Source organism: Streptomyces sediminimaris (assembly GCF_047049295.1).
In the GTDB taxonomy this organism is placed as follows: Bacteria; Actinomycetota; Actinomycetes; order Streptomycetales; family Streptomycetaceae; genus Streptomyces; species Streptomyces sediminimaris.
This window is the reverse complement of record NZ_JBJWOT010000004.1, coordinates 180119-199667: the sequence shown is the minus strand read 5'-3', so window position 1 is coordinate 199667 and position 19549 is coordinate 180119. Positions and strand designations below refer to the sequence as shown.

The 19549-nt window shown below is 70.7% G+C and carries 30 protein-coding genes and 2 tRNA genes; all 32 read left to right on the top strand.

The window, feature by feature from the left end; translation table 11 throughout:
• The first annotated feature begins 287 nt into the window (after positions 1-287).
• The 32 genes from ACJ9NR_RS41625 to ACJ9NR_RS41470 all read left to right on the top strand — a co-directional run bounded on the left by ACJ9NR_RS41625 (position 288) and on the right by ACJ9NR_RS41470 (position 19530).
• A complete protein-coding gene (locus ACJ9NR_RS41625) occupies positions 288-659 on the top strand; it encodes a hypothetical protein (RefSeq protein ID WP_412513005.1) in 372 nt (123 codons plus the stop codon).
• A 68-nt stretch (positions 660-727) separates the two neighbouring features.
• Entirely contained in the window at positions 728-1285 is a 558-nt protein-coding gene (locus ACJ9NR_RS41620; RefSeq protein WP_412513004.1) for a hypothetical protein, read from the top strand.
• A 116-nt stretch (positions 1286-1401) separates the two neighbouring features.
• Positions 1402-2577, top strand: coding sequence for a DUF932 domain-containing protein (locus tag ACJ9NR_RS41615; RefSeq protein WP_412513003.1), 1176 nt, complete (start codon positions 1402-1404; stop codon positions 2575-2577).
• 251 nt (positions 2578-2828) lie between these two features.
• Positions 2829-3317, top strand: coding sequence for a hypothetical protein (locus tag ACJ9NR_RS41610; RefSeq protein WP_412513002.1), 489 nt, complete (start codon positions 2829-2831; stop codon positions 3315-3317).
• Complete coding sequence (locus ACJ9NR_RS41605) at positions 3310-3777, top strand: hypothetical protein (RefSeq protein ID WP_412513001.1); 468 nt, start codon at positions 3310-3312, stop codon at positions 3775-3777. Before ACJ9NR_RS41610 ends, ACJ9NR_RS41605 begins: the two co-directional genes overlap by 8 nt.
• Positions 3774-3980 (top strand): hypothetical protein, encoded by a 207-nt coding sequence (locus ACJ9NR_RS41600; RefSeq protein ID WP_412513000.1) that lies wholly within the window; start codon positions 3774-3776, stop codon positions 3978-3980. Before ACJ9NR_RS41605 ends, ACJ9NR_RS41600 begins: the two co-directional genes overlap by 4 nt.
• 166 nt (positions 3981-4146) lie before the next feature.
• A complete protein-coding gene (locus tag ACJ9NR_RS41595) occupies positions 4147-4953 on the top strand; it encodes a hypothetical protein (protein WP_412512999.1) in 807 nt (268 codons plus the stop codon).
• Positions 4954-5074: 121 nt separating this feature from the next.
• Positions 5075-5740 carry a hypothetical protein gene (locus tag ACJ9NR_RS41590; protein ID WP_412512998.1) on the top strand — a complete coding sequence of 222 codons (666 nt, stop codon included), beginning with the start codon at positions 5075-5077 and terminating at the stop codon, positions 5738-5740.
• A 174-nt stretch (positions 5741-5914) separates the two neighbouring features.
• Positions 5915-6250, top strand: a complete 336-nt coding sequence (locus tag ACJ9NR_RS41585) for a hypothetical protein (protein ID WP_412512997.1) — start codon at positions 5915-5917, stop codon at positions 6248-6250.
• A 31-nt stretch (positions 6251-6281) separates the two neighbouring features.
• Entirely contained in the window at positions 6282-6653 is a 372-nt protein-coding gene (locus ACJ9NR_RS41580; RefSeq protein WP_412512996.1) for a hypothetical protein, read from the top strand.
• 49 nt (positions 6654-6702) lie between these two features.
• Entirely contained in the window at positions 6703-7413 is a 711-nt protein-coding gene (locus ACJ9NR_RS41575) for a hypothetical protein (protein ID WP_412512995.1), read from the top strand.
• Complete coding sequence (locus ACJ9NR_RS41570; protein WP_412512994.1) at positions 7410-7610, top strand: hypothetical protein; 201 nt, start codon at positions 7410-7412, stop codon at positions 7608-7610. Before ACJ9NR_RS41575 ends, ACJ9NR_RS41570 begins: the two co-directional genes overlap by 4 nt.
• A gap of 10 nt (positions 7611-7620) precedes the next feature.
• Complete coding sequence (locus tag ACJ9NR_RS41565) at positions 7621-8232, top strand: hypothetical protein (RefSeq protein ID WP_412512993.1); 612 nt, start codon at positions 7621-7623, stop codon at positions 8230-8232.
• Positions 8233-8434: 202 nt separating this feature from the next.
• Positions 8435-8508, top strand: a tRNA-Ile gene (locus tag ACJ9NR_RS41560).
• A 32-nt stretch (positions 8509-8540) separates the two neighbouring features.
• Positions 8541-8972 carry a hypothetical protein gene (locus tag ACJ9NR_RS41555; protein ID WP_412512992.1) on the top strand — a complete coding sequence of 144 codons (432 nt, stop codon included), beginning with the start codon at positions 8541-8543 and terminating at the stop codon, positions 8970-8972.
• Between the two features lie 35 nt (positions 8973-9007).
• Positions 9008-9076, top strand: a tRNA-OTHER gene (locus ACJ9NR_RS41550).
• A 48-nt stretch (positions 9077-9124) separates the two neighbouring features.
• Positions 9125-9424: a hypothetical protein gene (locus ACJ9NR_RS41545; RefSeq protein ID WP_412512991.1), complete on the top strand. Its 300-nt coding sequence runs from the start codon at positions 9125-9127 to the stop codon at positions 9422-9424.
• A 133-nt stretch (positions 9425-9557) separates the two neighbouring features.
• Entirely contained in the window at positions 9558-9833 is a 276-nt protein-coding gene (locus ACJ9NR_RS41540) for a hypothetical protein (RefSeq protein WP_412512990.1), read from the top strand.
• A gap of 170 nt (positions 9834-10003) precedes the next feature.
• Positions 10004-10879, top strand: coding sequence for a DUF8829 domain-containing protein (locus ACJ9NR_RS41535; protein WP_412512989.1), 876 nt, complete (start codon positions 10004-10006; stop codon positions 10877-10879).
• 162 nt (positions 10880-11041) lie between these two features.
• Entirely contained in the window at positions 11042-11740 is a 699-nt protein-coding gene (locus ACJ9NR_RS41530) for a hypothetical protein (protein WP_412512988.1), read from the top strand.
• Between the two features lie 170 nt (positions 11741-11910).
• A complete protein-coding gene (locus ACJ9NR_RS41525) occupies positions 11911-12255 on the top strand; it encodes a hypothetical protein (RefSeq protein ID WP_412512987.1) in 345 nt (114 codons plus the stop codon).
• Between the two features lie 60 nt (positions 12256-12315).
• Positions 12316-12555 (top strand): hypothetical protein, encoded by a 240-nt coding sequence (locus tag ACJ9NR_RS41520; RefSeq protein WP_412512986.1) that lies wholly within the window; start codon positions 12316-12318, stop codon positions 12553-12555.
• A 59-nt stretch (positions 12556-12614) separates the two neighbouring features.
• On the top strand, positions 12615-13313 hold the full coding sequence (locus ACJ9NR_RS41515) for a hypothetical protein (protein WP_412512985.1): 699 nt from the start codon (positions 12615-12617) through the stop codon (positions 13311-13313).
• Positions 13314-13455: 142 nt separating this feature from the next.
• Complete coding sequence (locus tag ACJ9NR_RS41510) at positions 13456-13938, top strand: hypothetical protein (protein WP_412512984.1); 483 nt, start codon at positions 13456-13458, stop codon at positions 13936-13938.
• A 64-nt stretch (positions 13939-14002) separates the two neighbouring features.
• Complete coding sequence (locus ACJ9NR_RS41505) at positions 14003-14497, top strand: hypothetical protein (RefSeq protein WP_412512983.1); 495 nt, start codon at positions 14003-14005, stop codon at positions 14495-14497.
• A gap of 95 nt (positions 14498-14592) precedes the next feature.
• Complete coding sequence (locus tag ACJ9NR_RS41500; protein WP_412512982.1) at positions 14593-14925, top strand: hypothetical protein; 333 nt, start codon at positions 14593-14595, stop codon at positions 14923-14925.
• A gap of 182 nt (positions 14926-15107) precedes the next feature.
• Positions 15108-16580 carry a ParB/RepB/Spo0J family partition protein gene (locus ACJ9NR_RS41495; RefSeq protein WP_412512981.1) on the top strand — a complete coding sequence of 491 codons (1473 nt, stop codon included), beginning with the start codon at positions 15108-15110 and terminating at the stop codon, positions 16578-16580.
• A gap of 83 nt (positions 16581-16663) precedes the next feature.
• Complete coding sequence (locus ACJ9NR_RS41490; RefSeq protein WP_412512980.1) at positions 16664-17041, top strand: hypothetical protein; 378 nt, start codon at positions 16664-16666, stop codon at positions 17039-17041.
• Positions 17042-17141: 100 nt separating this feature from the next.
• Positions 17142-17477 carry a hypothetical protein gene (locus ACJ9NR_RS41485; protein WP_412512979.1) on the top strand — a complete coding sequence of 112 codons (336 nt, stop codon included), beginning with the start codon at positions 17142-17144 and terminating at the stop codon, positions 17475-17477.
• A 163-nt stretch (positions 17478-17640) separates the two neighbouring features.
• The gene (locus tag ACJ9NR_RS41480; RefSeq protein ID WP_412512978.1) at positions 17641-18027 is read left to right on the top strand and encodes a CpaE-like family protein; all 387 of its coding nucleotides are present in this window, start codon (positions 17641-17643) and stop codon (positions 18025-18027) included.
• Positions 18028-18080: 53 nt separating this feature from the next.
• A complete protein-coding gene (locus tag ACJ9NR_RS41475; protein WP_412512977.1) occupies positions 18081-18692 on the top strand; it encodes a cell envelope biogenesis protein OmpA in 612 nt (203 codons plus the stop codon).
• 31 nt (positions 18693-18723) lie between these two features.
• Positions 18724-19530, top strand: a complete 807-nt coding sequence (locus tag ACJ9NR_RS41470) for a hypothetical protein (protein WP_412512976.1) — start codon at positions 18724-18726, stop codon at positions 19528-19530.
• Positions 19531-19549 lie beyond the last annotated feature (19 nt).

The following is a 19549-nucleotide window of genomic DNA, read 5'->3' as shown; positions in this document are numbered from 1 at the left end:
CCAGCCCCCACCCCTTCTCTTCTTCTACTTGGGCAGGGAGCAGCGGCCGCAGAGGGGATGTCAGCAGGCGTACCAGGCTGGATTGTTGGGGTGAGCAGGGGTGACGCAGCGACGGCCCAGGAGGCCGCGCAACGTCTAGCGCAACCTCTACCGCAACACCATGGCGCAACATCCAGCGCAACCCGTAGCGCAACAGGGGTTCCATCCGAGCGGAACACACACTATTATTTGAAGTCCTGGGGGAGGCGACCCCCGGGAACCGCAAGGGACCAACGAAGGGGAAAGACGTGGAACTGACGATCACTGACGGGATCGTGCGCGGGGTTCGCGGCGCAGACGCGCCCATGACCGAGCTGGCGATTCGGGCCCGCACGATCGCGAACCTTCTGCCTCTGCTGTGCGCGCGGGCAGGGGTGAAGATCGTGCACAACGCCGACCGGAATTACACCGGAATTCGGTTCGAGACCAAGGCCGCCGGTCCGGTCGTGCTGGAAATGCCGACGGGTGAGGAGCCGTACCGCCTGGTTCAGGAATTCATCGACCCGGACAAGGCGGGGCGCATGGAAGTTGAGTTGCGGCGATTCCCGCAGATCTACAAGCCGCACGGAATCGCGTACATCGCGGCCGAGTTCCTTCGGGCGAACGGGTTCCTGAAGTAATCCGCATGGGGGGGCGCCCCAATCGGGCGCCCCCTTCCAACCGGCATCACCGAGAGGAGAGAAAGGCCATGGAGTACACGCGGATTCCCGAGCGGACACAGGAAGCCGGAGCGCCGATCACGGACGCAGAGAAGGAGCAGGCCCGTTACGCGCTCGCCGAGTTGGCGCGCAGCGAGCGCGACCCGGACGCCCTGAGGGTGTCTCACGAACAGCTCGAAATGGTCCGGCCGTTCTTCGAGTTGGGTTGGGCCATGGGTGTGCGCACCGGTCACACCGGCCCGGCCATGGCAGACGTACCGGTCGACCGGACGACGGTTGACCGCGCGTTCGTACAGTTGCTGTCTGAGCGGGTGGCGAATCAGCTTGTGATCGCCGTAGCGCGGAGCCTTGACCCGCAGGACTCCGGTCCGGTGCTGTGGCAGAAGGTCAGGTATCACGGCAGCCTGACACGACGTCACGGCGTCTACTGGGTGCAGGCGATCAGGGCGGAGGCCGGTCCGGTCGGCGGAGGTCACAGCGTCCGCTACGACCTGTGCGAGGTGATCAGCGGCATTCCGGTGACCATGGTCACGAACGTACGGCGCCAGAGCCTGACACCGCTTCCGGATTACCGCACGCTGGTCTAAGTGTGCTGGTCAGGGGTGGGTTTACCCACCCCTGAAACACACTATTATTGAAGTTGTTCGGGGGGCGGTGGCTCCGCCCCCCGACCCGCAGAGACCAACAGCGAAGGGGAAACCGCATGACTCAGCAGTTCGCCGAGCGCGCTACGAACGTCGCCCCCACCGGCGCCCGGAACGCCGACCTGTCCGACCTGGTCCGCATCCTGGAGGACGGACAGCGCCGGAAGCTGGACGTCATCGCCCCCGCGTCCGCGCTGCGGATGCGCGAGGGAAACGTGCACGTCGAAGGCGTCGAGTCCCAGATCACGGCAAGCGGCGTGACGAGGGTTGACGGCATCTACCGGCCCACCGCCGTTGCCGACGAGGGGATCTCTGACAAGCTCCGCATCCCGCTGGCCTACCTGCGCCGCATGCGCGCGGAGAACGTCCCGCTGCTGGACGAGAACGTCAACGCGTGGCTTCGTGAGGGTCCGGAGCGCCGTTTCATGCTCCGCGCGTTCCGGGGCGAGGACGGCCCCGGCATGCCCGGTGAGGGCGTGGCCCGCGCGCTGCTGTCCGACAGCTACAAGCTGATGGACAACCTTGACATGCTGCTGGCCGCCCTGGACGGGGTGGAGCAGTCCGGGCACCCCACCCGGATCACGGGGTGCGACCTCACCGACCGGCGCATGTACGTGCGCGTCGAGTCCGAAGCGGTCGCGATCCAGGCCCGCAACCTGCTGCGCGGCTACCGCTCCCCGTTCGACGGCCGCAGCGGTGACGAACTGCCGATGATCTCGGCCGGGTTCGTCATCACCAACAGCGAGGTTGGAGCGGGGGCGTACACCATCACCCCGCGCGCGGTCATCCAGGTCTGCCGCAACGGTCTGACCCAGACCAAGGACGTCATGCGCGCCGTGCACCTCGGAGGCAAGCAGGACGAGGGCGTTGTGAACTGGTCCGGCCAGACCCAGCGCAAGACGCTGGAGCTGATCACCTCCAAGACCACCGACGCCGTGACCACGTTCCTGTCACAGGAGTACGTCGAGGCCAAGGTGTACGAGATGGAGGCCGCCGCCGGGAAGACGCTGGACGAGCCGACGAAGACCATCGAGCACGTCACCAAGTCGCTCAGCATCGGCAACGAGACGAAGGACCGCATCCTGTCCCACTTCATCCGGGGTGGGCAGATGACGGCCGGGGGCGTGATGCAGGCCGTCACGTCGACCGCGCAGACCCTCACCGACGCCGACCAGGCCGCCGCCCTGGAAGCGCTCGCGGTACCCGCCCTCACGGCCGCCGCCGCGCACGGCTGACAGACCCCCGTGCGGGCCGGGCAACTCCCCCAGCCCGGCCCGCACGGGCCCAACGGCCCCAGAGCGCGGAGCGCGCGACCCAGCCCCGCAGGGAGCGCGGAGCGCGCCCGCCCGGCCCCTGCCGCGTAGCGGCAGCGCGACGCGTCGGCGGAGCCGCCCGCGCGCCCACAAGAAGCCCGTTGTGCCCAGGGGCGCAGTGCGGCCGGCCTACGTCGCCCACCGCCCACCGCCCCGCCCCGCAAGGAGTCCTCATGTCTGCACGCCCGGAGCTCACCCACCCCGGAGACGACGCCATCGCGGCCGCCATGAGCCGCACCCTGACCGCCCTTTCCGCCGTGTTCCAGGCACTCGGAGACGGTGAGCACACGCTGAATCTCGTTGCCGAGCGGACCGACAACGCGTTCGTCACGGGCCGAACCGATCTCTCGATCGGCATGGAGCCGCTGCGCCTGGCCGTCCTGGACGAAGACGAGTTCTGTGCCTTTCGCATGCTGCTGGTGTTCGCGCTGGAGGGCAGCACGATGCGCAGCGCCGTCCTGATCGCGACCACGGCCGCCGAGCCGAACCCCCGCGCGTGCGGCTGGTCTGTGCGTGACGGGTGGCTGCACCCCATGGACACGGACGACCTCCAGGCCGCCGTCATTCCGTGCCCCGACGTGGCCGCCGTAGAGCGCGAGGTCTACCCCGCCCCCGTTCTCATCCAGCTCCCCGACTCCGACGAGGAGACCCCGCATGCCTGAGCTCCCACGGCCCGACAACGCCGCCACGGCGTCCGCCATGGGCCGCGCCCTGCACGCGCTGACCGCGTTGTTCCCGGCCCTCGGTGAGGGGAGCCACGAGCTGCACATCAACGCCGAGCGGACGGACGGCACGGAGGTGAGCGCCGACCTGTACGTGTCCGTCGAGCCGGGTACCTGCCGCGTAGAGCACTCCGCCGAGGAGTACGTGCAGTTCTTCGTACTGCTGACGTTCGCCCTGGAGAACAGCACCATCCGTGACGCCGTCCTGATCGCCACAACCGCCGACGCTGGCATACGCACGTGCGGGTGGGAGGTACGGGCCGGGTGGCTGCACCCCATGGACACGGCCGACCTCCACAAGGCCGCCATGTCCTTCCCCCCAGACGACGCCGCGCCCCACGTGGTCTGTCACGCCCCTGTACTTCACCGCCCCCACGGGACCGCGAAGGAGCGCTCATGAGCGAGAAGCCCGCCGTCACGCCGGACGGCTACTGCACCAACAAGGACCCGGTCCCCGGCACCACCGGGCAGGTCAACGGCCACGCACTCGGCGGGAAGTTCTTCAAGATGCACGGCCGCCGGTACGCGGACTGCCCCTGTGGCCGCCGCCCCAGCCTGACCGACCGGGACAACCTCCGCCGACACAAGCCGCCGCAGGAGTAACCCCATAGACGCCGTCCACGCCCTCCCCCGGCACGGGGGCGTGGACGGCCGCCCCGGCCAGCGCGCCACTGGCCGACTGCCGCCCCGCGCCCGCACCCTCCCCTTCGGCGAGCGCGGGGCGGCACGCCCCCAGCCCACCCGGTCGAGTCCCGAGGAGTCGCAGCCCATGACCAGCCCGATCCTGACCATCGACACGCCCGCCGGCCCCGTGCGCGCCACCGCCGGCCCCCGCGAGGACGACGCCGTCGTGTTCGAGCTGGGCGGGGCGATGCGCGGCAACGTGCACGTCACCGGCACCACCGACCCCCACCGCTGGGACCAGTTCACTGCCGTACGCGCCTGTCTCGGCCCCGTGAACGCCTTCAAGACCACCGCCCCCGACGAGGACCTCCCGCGGCTCGCCCGCGGCCGCACCGGCTATCACGGCAGCCTGACCCTCTACCGCTACGCCGACCGCCCCCAGGTCTCGGTATATCCGCTGTCGACCACCGCTGATCACCCGCCGTCGGAGAAGACGGAAGCGGTACTCACCGCCGTCCTGCGCAGCTGCGCCGAGCACGTCGCGCAGCGCGCCGACCTGCCCGCGATCCTGGAGGCCTCCCGGCAGCGCGACACCCCCGGGCTGCTGCGCTTCCTCGCCTGGTCCGCCTCCTACCACCAGGCCGAAGCCGTCCGCCTGGAGCGCGAAGCCCGTACCGCGCTCCCCGCGCGGAAGGCCGCCGAGGCCGCATGGCGGACCGCCGCACGGTGGCTCTCCTTCTCCCCGGACCCGGTCCTGCTGCTGATGCTGGCCGACCGCCCCGACTCACTGACCCAGAAGATCAGGGGGTTGCAGTGGTGGGCCCCCTACTGCGTCAGCGCGGCCGCCGAGGAGCACGAGCGCGCCCGCCGCGCCCAGGAGGAGGCCGACTCCCTGCGCGCCCAACAGCGCAGGCGCCCGCGCCGTCGCCCGGCCCTGGTCGGCACCCTCTGACAGACGGAGGAAGGCGCAGGTCAGGGGCGGGTTCACACCCCCTCGAAAGACACTATTATTAGAAGTGGCAGGGGGCGTGACAGCCCCGACCTGATCGAGACCAGGGACTGAGGAGGACATCGTGCCGACCATGCGCGAACGGCTCGCCACTGGGGAGAAGCACGATCCCGCGATCCTCCTGCCGAACGTGTGGTACGACCTGCTGCGTACCGTGGAGACGGTGTGCCCGTGCGGCAGTACGACGAGCGTCCGCAACGGCGTCCTGACCACGCACGAGCCGCTGTCGACGTGGGACATGAACGGCACGCGGCGTGCGGTGATCCGTGACGCGTACGGCGTCGGGATCACCTGCCGCTACAGCGGACGGACCGTCACCCTGGCCGCCGCCCTGGAGCGCGACAGCGTTCTGACTCCAGCCGAGCGGCACGTCCGTGATGTCACGCAGGGCCGGTTGGAGGCGGGCATCACGGCTACGGCTCCCGAGGGCTACGCCCTGCCGAAGCCGGTTGCTGTCCTGTTCGCGCTCGCGGAGGCCCACGGCTGGCAGACACAGCAGGCGTGGGCGCCCCTTGACGGGGGTTTCCTCCTGAACCTCCGTGTAGGCCGACCGGCCGACGGGGGCCGAAAGTGGCAGTACGACCTGCCCTATTTCGTCGCTTCAGGCGTCGCGCGCCGGACCCGGTCCGGGCTGTGCGTCACACCGGACCGCAGGGGTCAGCACGACACCCCGTCCATCAAGGCCATCACGGCCGTGATCCGGGCCAACCCGGCTCCGCCGGAGAGCTGAGGGAAGCGCGACGGGAGGCAACCCCCGCAGGGCGGCATCCCCGGCTTCACCAGACGCGAATGGGCCGCCCGCTTCCTCCACCGCTACCGCAAGCCCCGCGCCGTCCGGGCGCCGCTGACCGCCCCTCACCACCACCCGTGACCGCAAGGGCACTTGCCCACGGAGGATCCCGAGATGGCCCTGACCACCGGCCGGCAGTACGCCCGCACCCTCGAAACCGGCGACCGGTACATGACCACCGACCTCGACAACAAGCCCCACGAGGTCACCGTCTCCACCGTCACCGAGCACCTCGACGACTCCAACTGCATCTACCACCAGGACGCCGACCCGGTCCGCCACAAGCACTACACGTACTCGGCCGTCGTGCACGTCACCTACCGGGCGCCCCGCTGCCCCCACGGCCACGACTGGCGATGGTGCGAGCGCCGCCCGTGCGTCGACTGCGAATGGCCCGCCGAGATCGACACCGCCTACATGGGCAACGCACCTGCCCGCACGGCCCCGTGACCACCCGGCACGAACGACAGGAGCCCCGATCATGCGTTGGCTGATGAGCCTTGGTGAGCGCACCCGCCCCGACGCACCGACCTACGCGGAGGACCCCGCCCCCGACCGGGCGCGCGCCCTGGCCCTGGTCGACGACTTCGGCCACCTCTTCACCGTCCTGAAGGAGTGGCGGCAGGCGTACGGCGAGGAGCTGACCGCGTGGGCCGTGCAGGTGGAGGCCGACGACGTCGAGAACCTCCCCTCGGAACTCATCGAGCAGTGGGAGTGGGAGGGCGCCCCGGTCCGCCTCGACACCCAGCGGGGCGGCTACGTGAAGGTGTCCGACTACCGCGACGTGCCCGTGCGCCCCGGCATCAGCGCCCGCACCACCACCGGCCTGCCCCTGTGGACCGCCGCACCCTGACCCGTCCGGCGGGCCGCCCCCGCCGCTCACACCCTTGGGAGGAGAAACCGTGTCCGTCGGACGCCACTTCGGCATGGTCATCAGCCGCATGCCCGGCATGACGTACGCAGCTACGGTCCGTACCTCCGAGGACTGCCGGTTCATGTGCTCGATCTGCTACGAAAACTGCTGGGGTATCTACCGGCTGCACGGCGAGACCGTATGGATGTGCTGGCGGTGCACCGACCTGAAGGACAACGGCCTGGTGCCCGGGCCGCGCCTGCTCAACACCCAGCCGCCCCGCAAGCTCAGGGTCGGCGAGCAGCTGCGCAGCCCCTCGGGCGTGTGGGATGTCACCAGCTCCGAGCACGTCTGGGAATGGGAAGGCCGCCGCCTCCGGCAACCGGCCTGCGTGTATGCCGTCACCCGCGAAGACGGCCACACGGAGGAGTGGCGAGGCCAAGACATGGCCGACTTCCACCTGATCCCGGCCGAGTTCGAGCACATCACCCGGGCGCGCTGCAACGAGCTGGGCAGCATGCTCACGGCCGCCGGCCTTTCGTGGGAGGACAACGGCCGCCAGGAGACCCCGCGGCGCCTGAAGTACGCCGTCACCGGCCCCCGCGGCCGCCAGTGGTCCATCCGGCCCGTCGCCCCGATCGACTTCGACCCGTGGCAGCCGTCGAACCTGTGGCATGCCGTCCGTACCGCCCCGCCCCACCAGAGCCCCGTACTGTCCGCCCGGCCCCTGGCCGACCACATCCGGGAACTCCAGCTGTGAGCGGCCAGCTTCGGCCGTGGCGCCCGGAGGACTTCGACGACCGGTGCGAGACGTGCGGCGCACCTCCAGGCCAGCTGTGCCGCTCCTGGTGCGACACCGGTTACACCGCAGAGGACGCCCGCCGTGACGCCGAGCTCCGCGACCAGGACGCGAAGAGCCCCGCGCCGACCACGCCCACCAGCCATCCGAGGGAGTGAACAGTCCGCCATGACACGCGAGTTGATTACGCAGGAGCAGTTCGACGCGTTCGCCGACGACGTGGCGCGAGAGCTGGGTACGCACTGCCGGACAGCCGAACTCACCGACGACGGGCGCGGTTTGGGACGGCTCATTGTCGACGGAGACGGCCGCGCCCTGCGCCTGTCCCAGCCCGACGACCGCCACCCGGACCGCCTGAAGATCCACGCCGCCCTGCCGGACGAGACCAAGATGATCGCACCGTCGATCGGGGTCACCGCCCGCAGCGCCCGGCACGTGGCCCGCGAGATCACCCGGCGGCTGTATCCGCTGCACGCCGAGGCCGCGCAGCAGGCCGCCGAGCTCACCGCCCGGCAGCAGGCGGAGGAGAGCGGCCGCCGCGCCGTCGCCGAAGCCGTGGCCGGCGCACTCCCCGGGGCCCGGGTCGAGGAGCAGTACCGGCGCACTCGGATCATCTGGCAGCACGACACCAGGCCGCCCGGCGAGCACGGCCTCGTCCAGGTCGACAGCGTCACCGTGCTCGTCGGCGCCTCCGGCGAGGGGGTACAGGCCGAAGCGTCAGGGCGCCCCAGCTCCGTGATTGCCATGCTGGCCGCGTTCGCCCAGGCGTCACAGGAGTGAGAAGCGCAGGTCAGGGGCGGGTTCCCCCTCCACCAAAAGACACTATTATTGTTAATGGTTGAGGGCGGTTGCCGCCCCGAGCGCCTGCCCCGCCTTCCCGGCCGACCTGACGGCCGGGACGTTCCGCCCAGCATGGCCCGAGAGCGAGGCCGCGCCCTGCCCGACCGGGACGAGGGGCGCGGCCCTCACAACCGAACACCGAGGTGCTGTAGCTCAGTTGGTAGAGCGCGGATCTTATAAGTCCTGAGGTCGCGGGTTCGAGTCCCGCCAGCACTACTCCAACGCCGTTCCACATGACTGGAGTTGTGATGACCGACACCGAGATCGTCCCGAAGCCCGAGACGCCCGCCGCCGTGGCGGCTGCCGTCCTGGACGCCATCGAGGCGCAGCCCGACGTCTTCAACATGGACAATTGGGCATTCCTTCCCGAAGCCCTGCGACTGGCCCCCAACGAGGCTCCGGCGTGCGGCTCCCAGTTGTGCGCGGCCGGATGGACGGCGCACCTCACCGGCTGGACGCTCGTATCCCTGCCCGCCGAGGAACAGGTCGAGGTCACCGGCACGGACGACGACGGCGATGAGTACGAGACGCTCGCCAGCGTCTACGCGGAGCGAGGCGAGGAGCGCCGCCTGATCTGTGACGTTGCCGCCAAGGCTCTCGGCCTGACGCCCAACGAGACGTTCTGGTACGTCGACGCGTCCACCGCCTTGACGCGGCTTCGCGAGATCGCCGGACGCTGACCCGCCCTCCCCGGCCGCCGCACCGGCGGCCCCAAGCCTGCGTAGCTCAGCGGTAGAGCGGCTCCACTTGTGGGTGGTCAGGGGTTCAAATCCCCTCGCAGGCACGCGCCGCGCACACACCGCACTTACCTGACCGCCTACCGGAGTCTACGATGGCCGACACCGTCAGCATCCCGGCCGAGGTCGCCCACGCGTTCACCGCCGCATGGTGCACCAGCGTCCTCACGTCTGACGTCGCCGCCAGCCTCGGATGCGCCGAAGTCGACGCTCTGACCGAGCTGCTGCGCGCACTCGGTGCCGAGCAGGCCGCCGCCGAGTGGACCGACGCCCACGCCCAGGACGACGAACCGAACGACCGCCACTTTCAGGGGACCGTGCCCGTGGACGCCTCGCTGGCCGTCGACGGGATGCGCTGGAGCCCCGCCCCTGCCGATGCACAGGACGAGCGATGACCGAGGCGAACGGTCGACGAACTCGCAGGCCAGGGGTGGGTTCACACCCACACAGAAGACACTATTATTGAATGTGTGAGGCGGGGTCCTCCCGCGCTCTCCGCCCGACAGCCCCTGCGCCAGGAGGTTCCCCATGGAGCGGTGTGAGTGGATGTTCCACACGATCAACGCCGACGGCGAGATGTTCGGGTACAACTACCCGCCCACCGGCATGGGTCCCTCCATCACGGCTGACGAGCCGTGCGCGACGGTCGAGAACGCCTCCGAGCTCACGGACCACGAGTTCACGCGGGCGGTGAGCTCCATCGTCACCGCGCACTGCGGCGACCACTACACGCCCGTATTCCAGGGACGCGGCTGGACGGTCGAGCTCCGCTCCGACTATCCGCTGTGGACCACCACCTCATGACCTCCCCGGCGACCGGCCAGCGCGAGCCGACCACTGCCGCCGGTCGACCGGACACGAGCGGCCCCCTTCCCCTTCCCCACGAGAAAGGCACGCACGTGACCCACGCCCACCCGTCTTCCGAGTACCGGCCGTGTGCGGGGGGAGCTACGGCGCCCGTCGACCGCCACACCATGCGGCGCGTCCTGCGCCGCGAAGTCGCCGGCACCATCGGCCTGCTCACCGACGAACACGACTTCCGCGCCATGCGGCACTACCGCACCTTCGCCTTCGCCTTCGCCGACTTCGCGGAGTACCTGAAAGCGTTCGAAGGCCTTCTCAGCAGCCGCGCCTCGCAGGGCGCGCACACCACGGTCGCCCTGTTCGACCCGGAGGAATACGCCGACTTCTGCACCGGCACCGGCCTCGACCCTGACAGCGCGTCCAGCCGCGCCCGCTACACCGCCCAACTCGCCACCACGGGCCCGGCCCTCCCGTACGACGGCCAACCCCTGGCCGACCTGATCCCGGCCCTGGTCGAGGAAGCCGTCCGGCAGGCCACATGGGAGTACGCCACCACTCTCCTGGCCCGGCTCGGGGCCTGCGCCTCCTGCGGCGAGGACATCGGCCGAGCGGCCTTCACCCGGGCATCGGGCCTGCTGGCGCGCATCCTCGACACGGCACGGCCGGGCAAGCGGCATCTCGTCTGCAGCGTCTCGGTAGCGCCCGAAACCCTGGTCGCCGTCCTCCACGCGGACACGGACCCGGACGGCACATGCCAACTCGATGAGGCCGAGGCCCTCGAGTTCACCACCGTCCTGGCCGCCGGTCTGGCGACCCGGAGCCCCGGCGGGCTGGTCATACGGAGTTCCGTCCCGAGCGCACCAGACCGGGTATACGGGTGGCGGCTGCGTCAGGGCGATCCGGAGCCCCTCACCGCAGGCGAGGTGTTCGACGCCTACTGCACGGACACCGACACCGGAGACCTCGTCTCCCCGGAATCGGACGTCGACTACTGCGTGCCGCCGGACCTCGGACCGGACGTCACACCGTCGGCCCACCGGCTCTGAAGGCCTCGACGGCACCGCAAACCAGCAGGTCGGAGGGGGGTTCACACCCCTTCAACTCACACTATTATAGATAGTGAGCCCGAACGAGCCGCCGCACTGTCGCCCCGACCACCGGGGCGACGGTCCGCCCTTTCCGTCGAATCCAGTTCTCAGGAGCTTTCCGTGCAAGGGACCCCGATGCCGGTCATCGACTGGTACAGCAACAAGGCCTACCAGTGCCCGCAGTGCCACCACGACACGGTCGCGAACCCCTCCCGCTGGGAGGTATACACCTGCTGCAACTGCGCCACCCGTTTCGCCCGCTTCCCCCGCCTGCAACGCTTCCTGCGCCACGTCGGCGTCACCTGCGAGTTCTGCACCGAGCGCCACCCGGTGACGGTCGACGGCGAGCCCTTCGGTTTCCTGCGCCGCCGCCACAACGGCATCGGGATGTACACGGAGCACCAGTTCGAGGCGTGGCTGTACGACACGGACGAGTTCGCCGACCACCGCGACGGTGTGAGCTACCGCAGCACCCGCGCCAGCCGCGCGGAGGCGATGGCCGACCTCGCCCACTGGCGCAGCATGTTCGGCCCCGTCGAGGACGACCTGAGCCCCGTCTTCGCCGTCGTCGTCGACGAGCGGTTCGACAAGTACGGACCGGGCGTAACCGAGGAGCAGCGCGACGCGTTCCTCGACGGCACGCTGGAGGCCTACGGCGTCGGCGTCCTGCGCGCCTTCCTCCCTCCCCACCGCCGGCGCGGGCAGTTCCACGTCGACACCGCCACCTTCACCTGGGGCCTGATCGCCCCGTCGGGCCTGGAAGGCATCTACACCAGGGCGGCACCGAAGTCCCTGGCCGCGTACGCACCACAGCTCTGACCTGCCGCACACGGATGCGCACACCTCCCCGTTTACGCAGGTCAGGGGCGGGTTCACACCCTTCCAACTTACACTATTATTAGTAGTGAGCCGGGAGGGGCGCCGCCACCTCCCCCGCTTCATTCACCAGGTGACGGCCCCCTTCCCCCCTTCCAGCCCCAGGAGTTGCCATGCTGCGAACGCTGCGCCGCGCCCTGCGACCGGCACGTCTCCGCATTCCCGCCCGCCGGTTCTCCGCCGGGATCGCGGAACTGCCGCCCACCGCGCGCGAAGCCCTCGGCACCGACGTCACGGCCGGGGAGGCCATCGCCTACAACCGCGTCCGTGTCGCCACCGCGACCGCCGTCGCCCTCTACCGCAGCGGATACACGCTGCCGATGACCGATGACGACCTGGACGACGCCGTGCTCGCCCTGGACTTCCCCTACTCGGTCCCGAGCGCGGAGACCCGCGCGTCCATCCGTGCCGCGCTCGCCGTCCTGGACGCCGACTACACCGTCACCGTCACCCGCTGACCAGCCGCCCGCCCCGGCCGTGGGCCGCCCCGACCAGGCGGCCCACACGGAAGGAGCCCGATGTTCCTCGTCGTGCCCGACCCCGCTCACGGACTCGTCGCCGCGCCGCAGTCCTCCGACGACCTCACGCCCGTCACCGAACAGTCCCTTGCCGCCCAGGGGTTCGCCTGGAACGACGAGATCGAGGCATACACCCGCGAGGCGGACCACGACCCCGCGGCCGTGGACGGCACCGCCGGCATGCTGCGCGATCTGGGCCACTACGTCTTCTCCGCCTACAGGCCGCTGCCCAGGAGGTGACCGCCGCCCGGCCGGCCTCCACCGCCACCTCCCGCCCCTTGCGCAGATGGAGTTCCGCCATGCCCCGACGCCGCACCCAGCCGCAGCAGTCCGTCCGGTACGCCGCCGCCGAGCACGACGGACGCCACCAGGCCGTGGACCAGCTCCACGGGTACGCCCTCAGCAGCCACGCCACCCGCGCGGCCGCCGAGGACGCGGTACGCGAGCTGACCGCCAGCCCGACGGCCGCGATCGAGGCCGTCGAGGAGCTCGACGCCGCCCAGACGGGCCCGGCCGCCACCGAGCGCCGGATCCTGCGCCGGTACGGGTACGCCTTCACCCTGCGCCAGGACGAAATGCTGTCCCTGCGCGGCGAGTTCAGCCATCACCGGCTGGAGACCCTGGTCACGGGCGGTGCACTGGCCAAGGTATTCAGCCCGGCCGGTCTGCCGTACTACACCACGCCCGAGCGGTACGCCCAGCTGTCGCCCCGCTGGATACGCGACGGCGACGAGTCGTTCCCGGCCGCCGACGTCGCCCGACTCGAACGCCCCCGCCCCGCCCTGGAGTTGCTCCCCGCGCGCAAGCGCTACGAGCCGTGCGAGCTGCACGGGATCACGCTGTGGCGGTGCCTGATCTGCGGGCCGCGCGAGCGTTTCGAGTGCCAGTGGGGCGAGTGCACCGCCAACCGCGTCACGGCCTACTGCGAACGCTGCGTACGCATGGACCCCCGACGCACCTTCCCGCTGCCGCCCCGCCGAGAGCACGACTGGCCGTAAAACCGCAGTTCAGGGGCGGGTTCACGCCATCCCAAACAACACTATTATTGATGTTGTTGGTTCTGCGGAACACCCCGTACGACGGGGCCGCCACTCCGCCGTACGGGCCCCCTCACCGCCACGCCACGGAAGGACACCGGCGATGAAACACGAGGAACTGGCCGCGCTGCTGGCCGAGCCGACCACGCCCCTGGTGCGCGCCGCGCTCCGCGGTCTTCCGCCCAAGACCCTGGAGACCCTGGCCACCGTCGCCGACCAGGCGGCGGAGCAGGGTTGGCGGCAAGTCGTCGTCGACCGGGTCCGGATCTTCGCCGCCGAGCAGCCGGGCGGCGGACCGCAGGCCGTGACCGCGTACTTCACGACGACGGAGCAGCGGGCGGGCAGCGGGATGTCCGTGGGCTGGAGCCCGTTCATCGCGGCCCTCGCGCCCACCGAGGAGATGCCGGACCTCCGGCACACCGAGACCACGGCACGCATGGTGCCGGTCGGCGAAGCGGCCAGGGCCGAGGAGGATTTCGCCGCCCGAAGCTGTCCGAAGCGCTCCACCGGCTCGCGGCACTCGACCCGCCCGCGCACGCGGACGTCCTGCGCGTCCATCTGCCGACCTCCCGCGTCACCCGCGTGAGGCCCTGACCTGACCGCCCATGCCTGCGGGCGCCCGCCGAGGGGCGCCCGCGCGGAGGTGCACCGTGCCCGTTCCGATCCTCTGCCACGTCTGCCGCAGCGGCCGCTACCAGCCCGAGAGTCCGGGCACCTACCGCTGCCGCTCCTGCGGCAGCCCGGCGACGGAGTCGGCGTTCCCCGTCCAGAGCGACGAACGGCTCGTCGTGCTCGCGGGGGTACTCCAGATCCTCACGGTGCCGGACGGGCACCAGGTGATCACACCCGACCGGCGCTGCTACGCCCCGCACCTGGGGGCCAGCCTGAGCCTCGCACTGCGGGTCAACCGGACGCACCCGGTGTTCCGGCAGGCCGAGGACGTCGGCAGCGCCCAGGACCTGCTGTCCGTCCTGGACGCTGACGAGCGGGGCCCGTGGGTGCTGTCTCCTGCGCAACTGGGGGTTCTCACCCGGGCCATGGATGTCCGCAACGCGCTGCTGCCGTCGGCGTCGAGGCAGTACCCGGACTTCGACGCGGAGATCCGGGCGGCCCGCGCACGTAGCCGGCACCCGCGCGGCACGTGAGCGCCCCCGCTTCCCGGCCACCGTCACCGTGCCCGTCCGCTCCGGCCGGCCGCGCCCGCACGCCGAACCGGTCCCTGAGCCAGAGAGGTTGACCCATGTCCGTGTCCCACTCCGCGTACGCCGTCTACGGCGTCGTGGTCGCGCCGCCCCGGGAGTGGGCAGCGCTGGACGAGTCGCTGCAAGCCCAGGCACACCGCCCCGCCAGCGGAGACTCTGCCGACGTGCGCGTGCAGCTGTTCACGGTCGGCGACGACGAGCACATCGTTCTCGGCGCGGGCTACGAGCAGCTCGGACCCAACACGTACCGGGCCGTTCCCTCTCTCCCGGTGAGCGCCGGGTGGGACGAGGCCCTGCTTGAGCAGGTCGGGAACCTGGGGCTCACGGTCTTGTCCGGTCCGTGCTGGCACGTCGTGCACGACCTGAGCTGAGGCCGGGACTCGTCGGCCGAGACCGCCGTACGGAGCGCCTCAGACGGCCCGAGTAGCCACGTTTTCGCAGGTCAGAGGGTACCTAGCCCTCACCCCGGAAGATACTATTATTGTATTTGACGCGAGAGGGCGACACCCCAACCGCCCCAATTCGCCGAACAGGCAAGGAGAAGGAGAGCCCCATGGCCACCGCCGTCTCGACCCAGCCCACCGAACCCGTCACGCCCGAGGAGGAAGATGCGCCGCAGATCGTCCTGCTCGATCCGGCGCGGGTGGTGCGTGACGAGCAGAACGCCCGCGAGACCGACACCGAACCGGACGAGGAGCTGATCGCCTCCGTCAAGGAGATCGGTGTCGAGGAGACCATCAGCGTCCGGCCCCGGCCCGACGGCACGTACGGCGCATTCAAGGGTTGGCGGCGCGCGCAGGCACAGAAGATCGCCAACGACACCGCCGAACAGGACGGCCGCCCGGTGCGCAGGATCAAGGCGCACGTGCGGGACGACCTGGTCGGCCGTGACGGCTGGACCCGGTTCCTGTCCCTGGTCGAGAACAAGCACCGCGAGGGGATGAGCGAGCGCGACATCCTCAAGTCGCAGGAGCTGTCCCTGATCGACATGAGCGACGTCGAACGGCGCCAGGCCACCAGGGCTCTCGGCGTCGGCCGTAACGCAGCCAAGCATGCCAAGGCGGCGCAGAAGCTCGACGACGCCACCCTTCGCCGGGCAACGGCCGGAGGCATGGACCTGGAGCAGACCGCCCAGCTCGCCGAGGTCGAGCACGTGTCCGGCGCGGAGCGCCGTCTGCTGCGCGCGCTGAAGCGCGACCACGAGGAGGGTACCGGCGGGCGCGGCCACTGGGACCAGGAGATGGCACTGCTCAAGGCCGAGCAGGCCGACGCCGACGCCCGGACGAAGGCCGAGGAAGACCTTAAGACGGCGGAGATCCCGCTGCTGGGGCAGCCGAGCTGGGGGCAGAAGGACACGTCCAAGCCGCTGGCCGAACTGACCACGGGGCTGGGCAATCCGCTCACCGAGGACAACCACAAGAACTGCCCCGGCCACAGTGCCCGGCTCGACGACGAGCACCAGCCCGTGTGGCACTGCTCCGACCCGGCCGCGCACGGTCACAAGGTCCGGCCGCAGCCGAAGAAGCCCAGGACGGAGGAGGACGAGCAGCGGGCGGAGGAGCGCCGTAAGGTCATCGCCTGCAACCGGGCGTGGAAGGCCGCCGCCGGTCCCCGTCAGGACTTCGTCGCCCGGCTCGTGCGCCAGAAGACCCTGCCGGATGCGGCCCGCGTCTTCGCGCAGGAGGTCGTGCTCACCGTCCCGTACTTCTACAGCTCCTGGACCGACAAGCACGAGTCCGAGACCGTGGCCCGCTTCCTGGGCATCAAGGAGCCCGAGCACGCGGACCTGGCGGAGACAGCGGTGCAGCTGCCCAAGGCTCGCGTCGTCAACGCGCTGTTCGCGCACGTCGCCGCTGCCTGCGAGCACGACATCCGCGAGCCCAAGGCGTGGTCGAACCTCAACGTGCGGCAGGCCCGCTACCTGCTGCTCCTCGAAGCGCTCGGTCAGGACGACAACGGCAGCTACCGGCTGTCCGAGGTCGAGGACGAGGCGGTCGCCCGCCACCGGCCCGAGGCCGCCGCCTGACCGAACCTCCCCCGCAAGCCCCGGCCGGGCACGCCCGTGCCCGGCCGGTTCCCCACCCCCGCGTCACAGAGAGGCGAACCAGCATGACCGTCACCATGGACGAAGTCCTCGACTTCATCGGCAAGCTGCCGAATGCGATCCAGGTCGCGAAGGTCCAGGAGGCCTCCGCACTGCGGCTCAGTGCGATCGACAAGGAGGCGTTCGCCGGACTCGTGGCCGGTCGCCGGGCCCGCATCAACGAGTCGCTGCGCCCGGCCCTGCTGCGCGGTCTCACCGGCACCGTGCAGGAGCGCAACCGCACCGGCAGCCGCGCGGGCTTCCTGCTGGACGAGGAGTCCACCCGCATCCTGCGCCGCGACCCGCGCAACACCAAGTACCGCATCCCCGAGGACATGACGCGCTTCCGGCTCCCGGGCAGCGGCGTTCCCGTCGCCTGCCTGGACGAGATCGAGGACGCCTGACGGGCCCGCACGGCGCCGCCCCGGCAACGGGGCGGCGCCCGCACCCCGCCGATCAACCGGCCGGACCGCTCCCAGCCCGGCCCGCACGTGAAAGGCCGTCATGACCGACCAGCAGCAGGCCCCGTCCCCCGACCCGGACGGCGAGGCCCCCGACCGCCCCCTGACCCTCGCCGTGCTGCGCCATCTGGTCCGCGAGGACTGGAAGGGCTTGCCCGGAGACACGCTCGTCGTGCTGTCCCGGGACGCCGAGGGGAACCTGTTCTCGCCGTTCTCCACCTACAGCCACTCGCGGTACGCGCCGACCCTCAGCGAGCTCGTTGGCGACATCTTCCCGCTTCCGGAGGAGCTCACGGCGGACCCGTCCTTGCGCGAGCTGTACGGGGACCGCATCCCCGACACCGCCCTCCCCGCGCTGGTGCTCTACCCGCTCGGCTGAGCGAACGCCTGCGGGCGGGGCGGCCCCCGGTCGGCCGCCCCGCCTGCGGGCCGTCAACTCCCTCTTTCCCGAGGCCTCTTCCTGGCCACGGTCCTCACGAAAGCGACGTGTCACCGCCATGTCCGCCCCACCACAAGCCCCCCGGGAAGGACCGCAGGCCCCGGTGCTGGTGATCAGCGACAGCACCGACGACGATCCGGTCGGCCTGCGGTCGAGCCCGGTCCCCCGCCTGCACCTGCCATCGCCGTTGTTCAGCGCCGAGGAGTACCAGCGCGCGCCGCTCGTGCTCCTGGACGACCGCAGCTACACCGACTTCACGCTCCGCCACGCGCCTCACCGCCCAGGGCTGATCGTCGTCCTGGTCGATCCCGACGACGGCTCCATCTACCCCCGGGCCGCCGCCATCGGCGCGGAGGCTGTCATCCGGGCCGGAGACAACCTCAACTGGCTGCATCTGCGCCTGCACGACGCCACCGGCTGCCGCTACGCCCACTGGGAAGCGCTCTTGGCCGGCGGCCCCGCCGACCCTCCCCCACCGGCCAGCAGCTGACATCCACCTGCCGAGCCCCCGTGGCACGCCCCCGATCCGAAGGAACTCACCCCATGCACGCGATACCCCAACGCTGTGCCCGCCGACCGCTGTCGGGCGGGCTGGTGGTGCCGTACGTGACCCTGATCCACGACGGTCACGCCGCCTTCGGTGTCCTCGACGCCGACAAGACCGTCAATGCCTTCCGGCGACGCCTGTGCCAGATCTGCGAACACCCGCTGGACGAGCGGTGCTTCCTGCTGGTGCGCCCGGCCGACGTCGTCAAGGGCTGCTCCCCGGAACCGGCGCTGCACCCCGAGTGCCTGCCGTACACCGCCGACCACTGCCCGATGCTGAACGGCACCGTCACGCACTACCGGCGCAGCCCGGTCCTGGCCGGCCGCCCTGCCGGACGGCCGTGTTCCGATCCGTCCTGTCTCTGCCTGTCCCGCACGACGGACGAGGGGCAGGCCGCCCGCAGCGGCAGCCCCGCCGACCGGTACGAGGCCTGGATGATCCACACGCGGAACTACCAGCTGGTCTCGTTGCCCGAGCGGCCCGATGTGCCCTCCGGCATCAGCCTCGACGTGCCCGTCCTGCGCCGACGCGTGCTGCGCACCGCGACCCTCACCCCCGAGCAGCAACACCTGATGGACCTCTTCAACGGCCTCATGAACGGGGCCTGACCGCCCCGTTCCGCACAGGAAGGAAACCGCCATGCCGATCAAACCGGACCCGGCCACGCCCGCAGGCGGGGCCATCATCGATCTGGCCGACCTGATGGACGGCCTCCAGGAGCGCACCGGCGAATGGCCGGGGGCGGACACCGTCAGCATTCTCGAAGGGTGGCTGAGCCGCTTCAGCTTCGCCGTCGACGAGATCCTCACACCGCAGGTGACAGGCCGCGCGTGGGTGCTGCGCCAGTGGGACGGGCACAGCGACGATGTCACGCTCTGGTCCGACGAGGCCTCCGCGCTTGCCTCCCTGGCGCAGCACGTGCGCAGTTCCTGGGACGACGTGGCGGGCGAGGACAGCGTCCCGTTCCGTCCGCCCGCCGACGACCGTAGGGCCGTGGACCTCTTCTACGGGTCGAGGGAGCACATCGAGGGCTACACGCTGTACGACGCGGACATCTCCCGCTGCGTGCTCGCACCCCGAAACCCCAGCCTCTCGGACGCCGAGGAGTGCGCGGAGGCGAACAGCACGGCGGTGTTCCACGCGATGCGGGGGCCTGACGACGAGGGACTGCCCTGCATGGAGATCGCGGGCATCCTCGTGTTCGCCTACCTCGACGCCGACCGCCGGGCCGTACGGGTCTCCGTTCATCTGGACACCACCGACGAGCAGTTGGTCCGGGCCGACAGCACGGTGCCGCTGCTGGTCGAGATCGAGGACGCCACGGTCTTCGACAACCTCACCCCGCCGCCGGCCCCGGCGCAGCCGACCGGGTGGAAAGCCCGCTTCCGGCGTCTCACCCGCCGTACCGCACTCTCCGGCGGCGGGAAGTGCCGACAGGGGGGTTGACCATCCCCCGCAAGACACT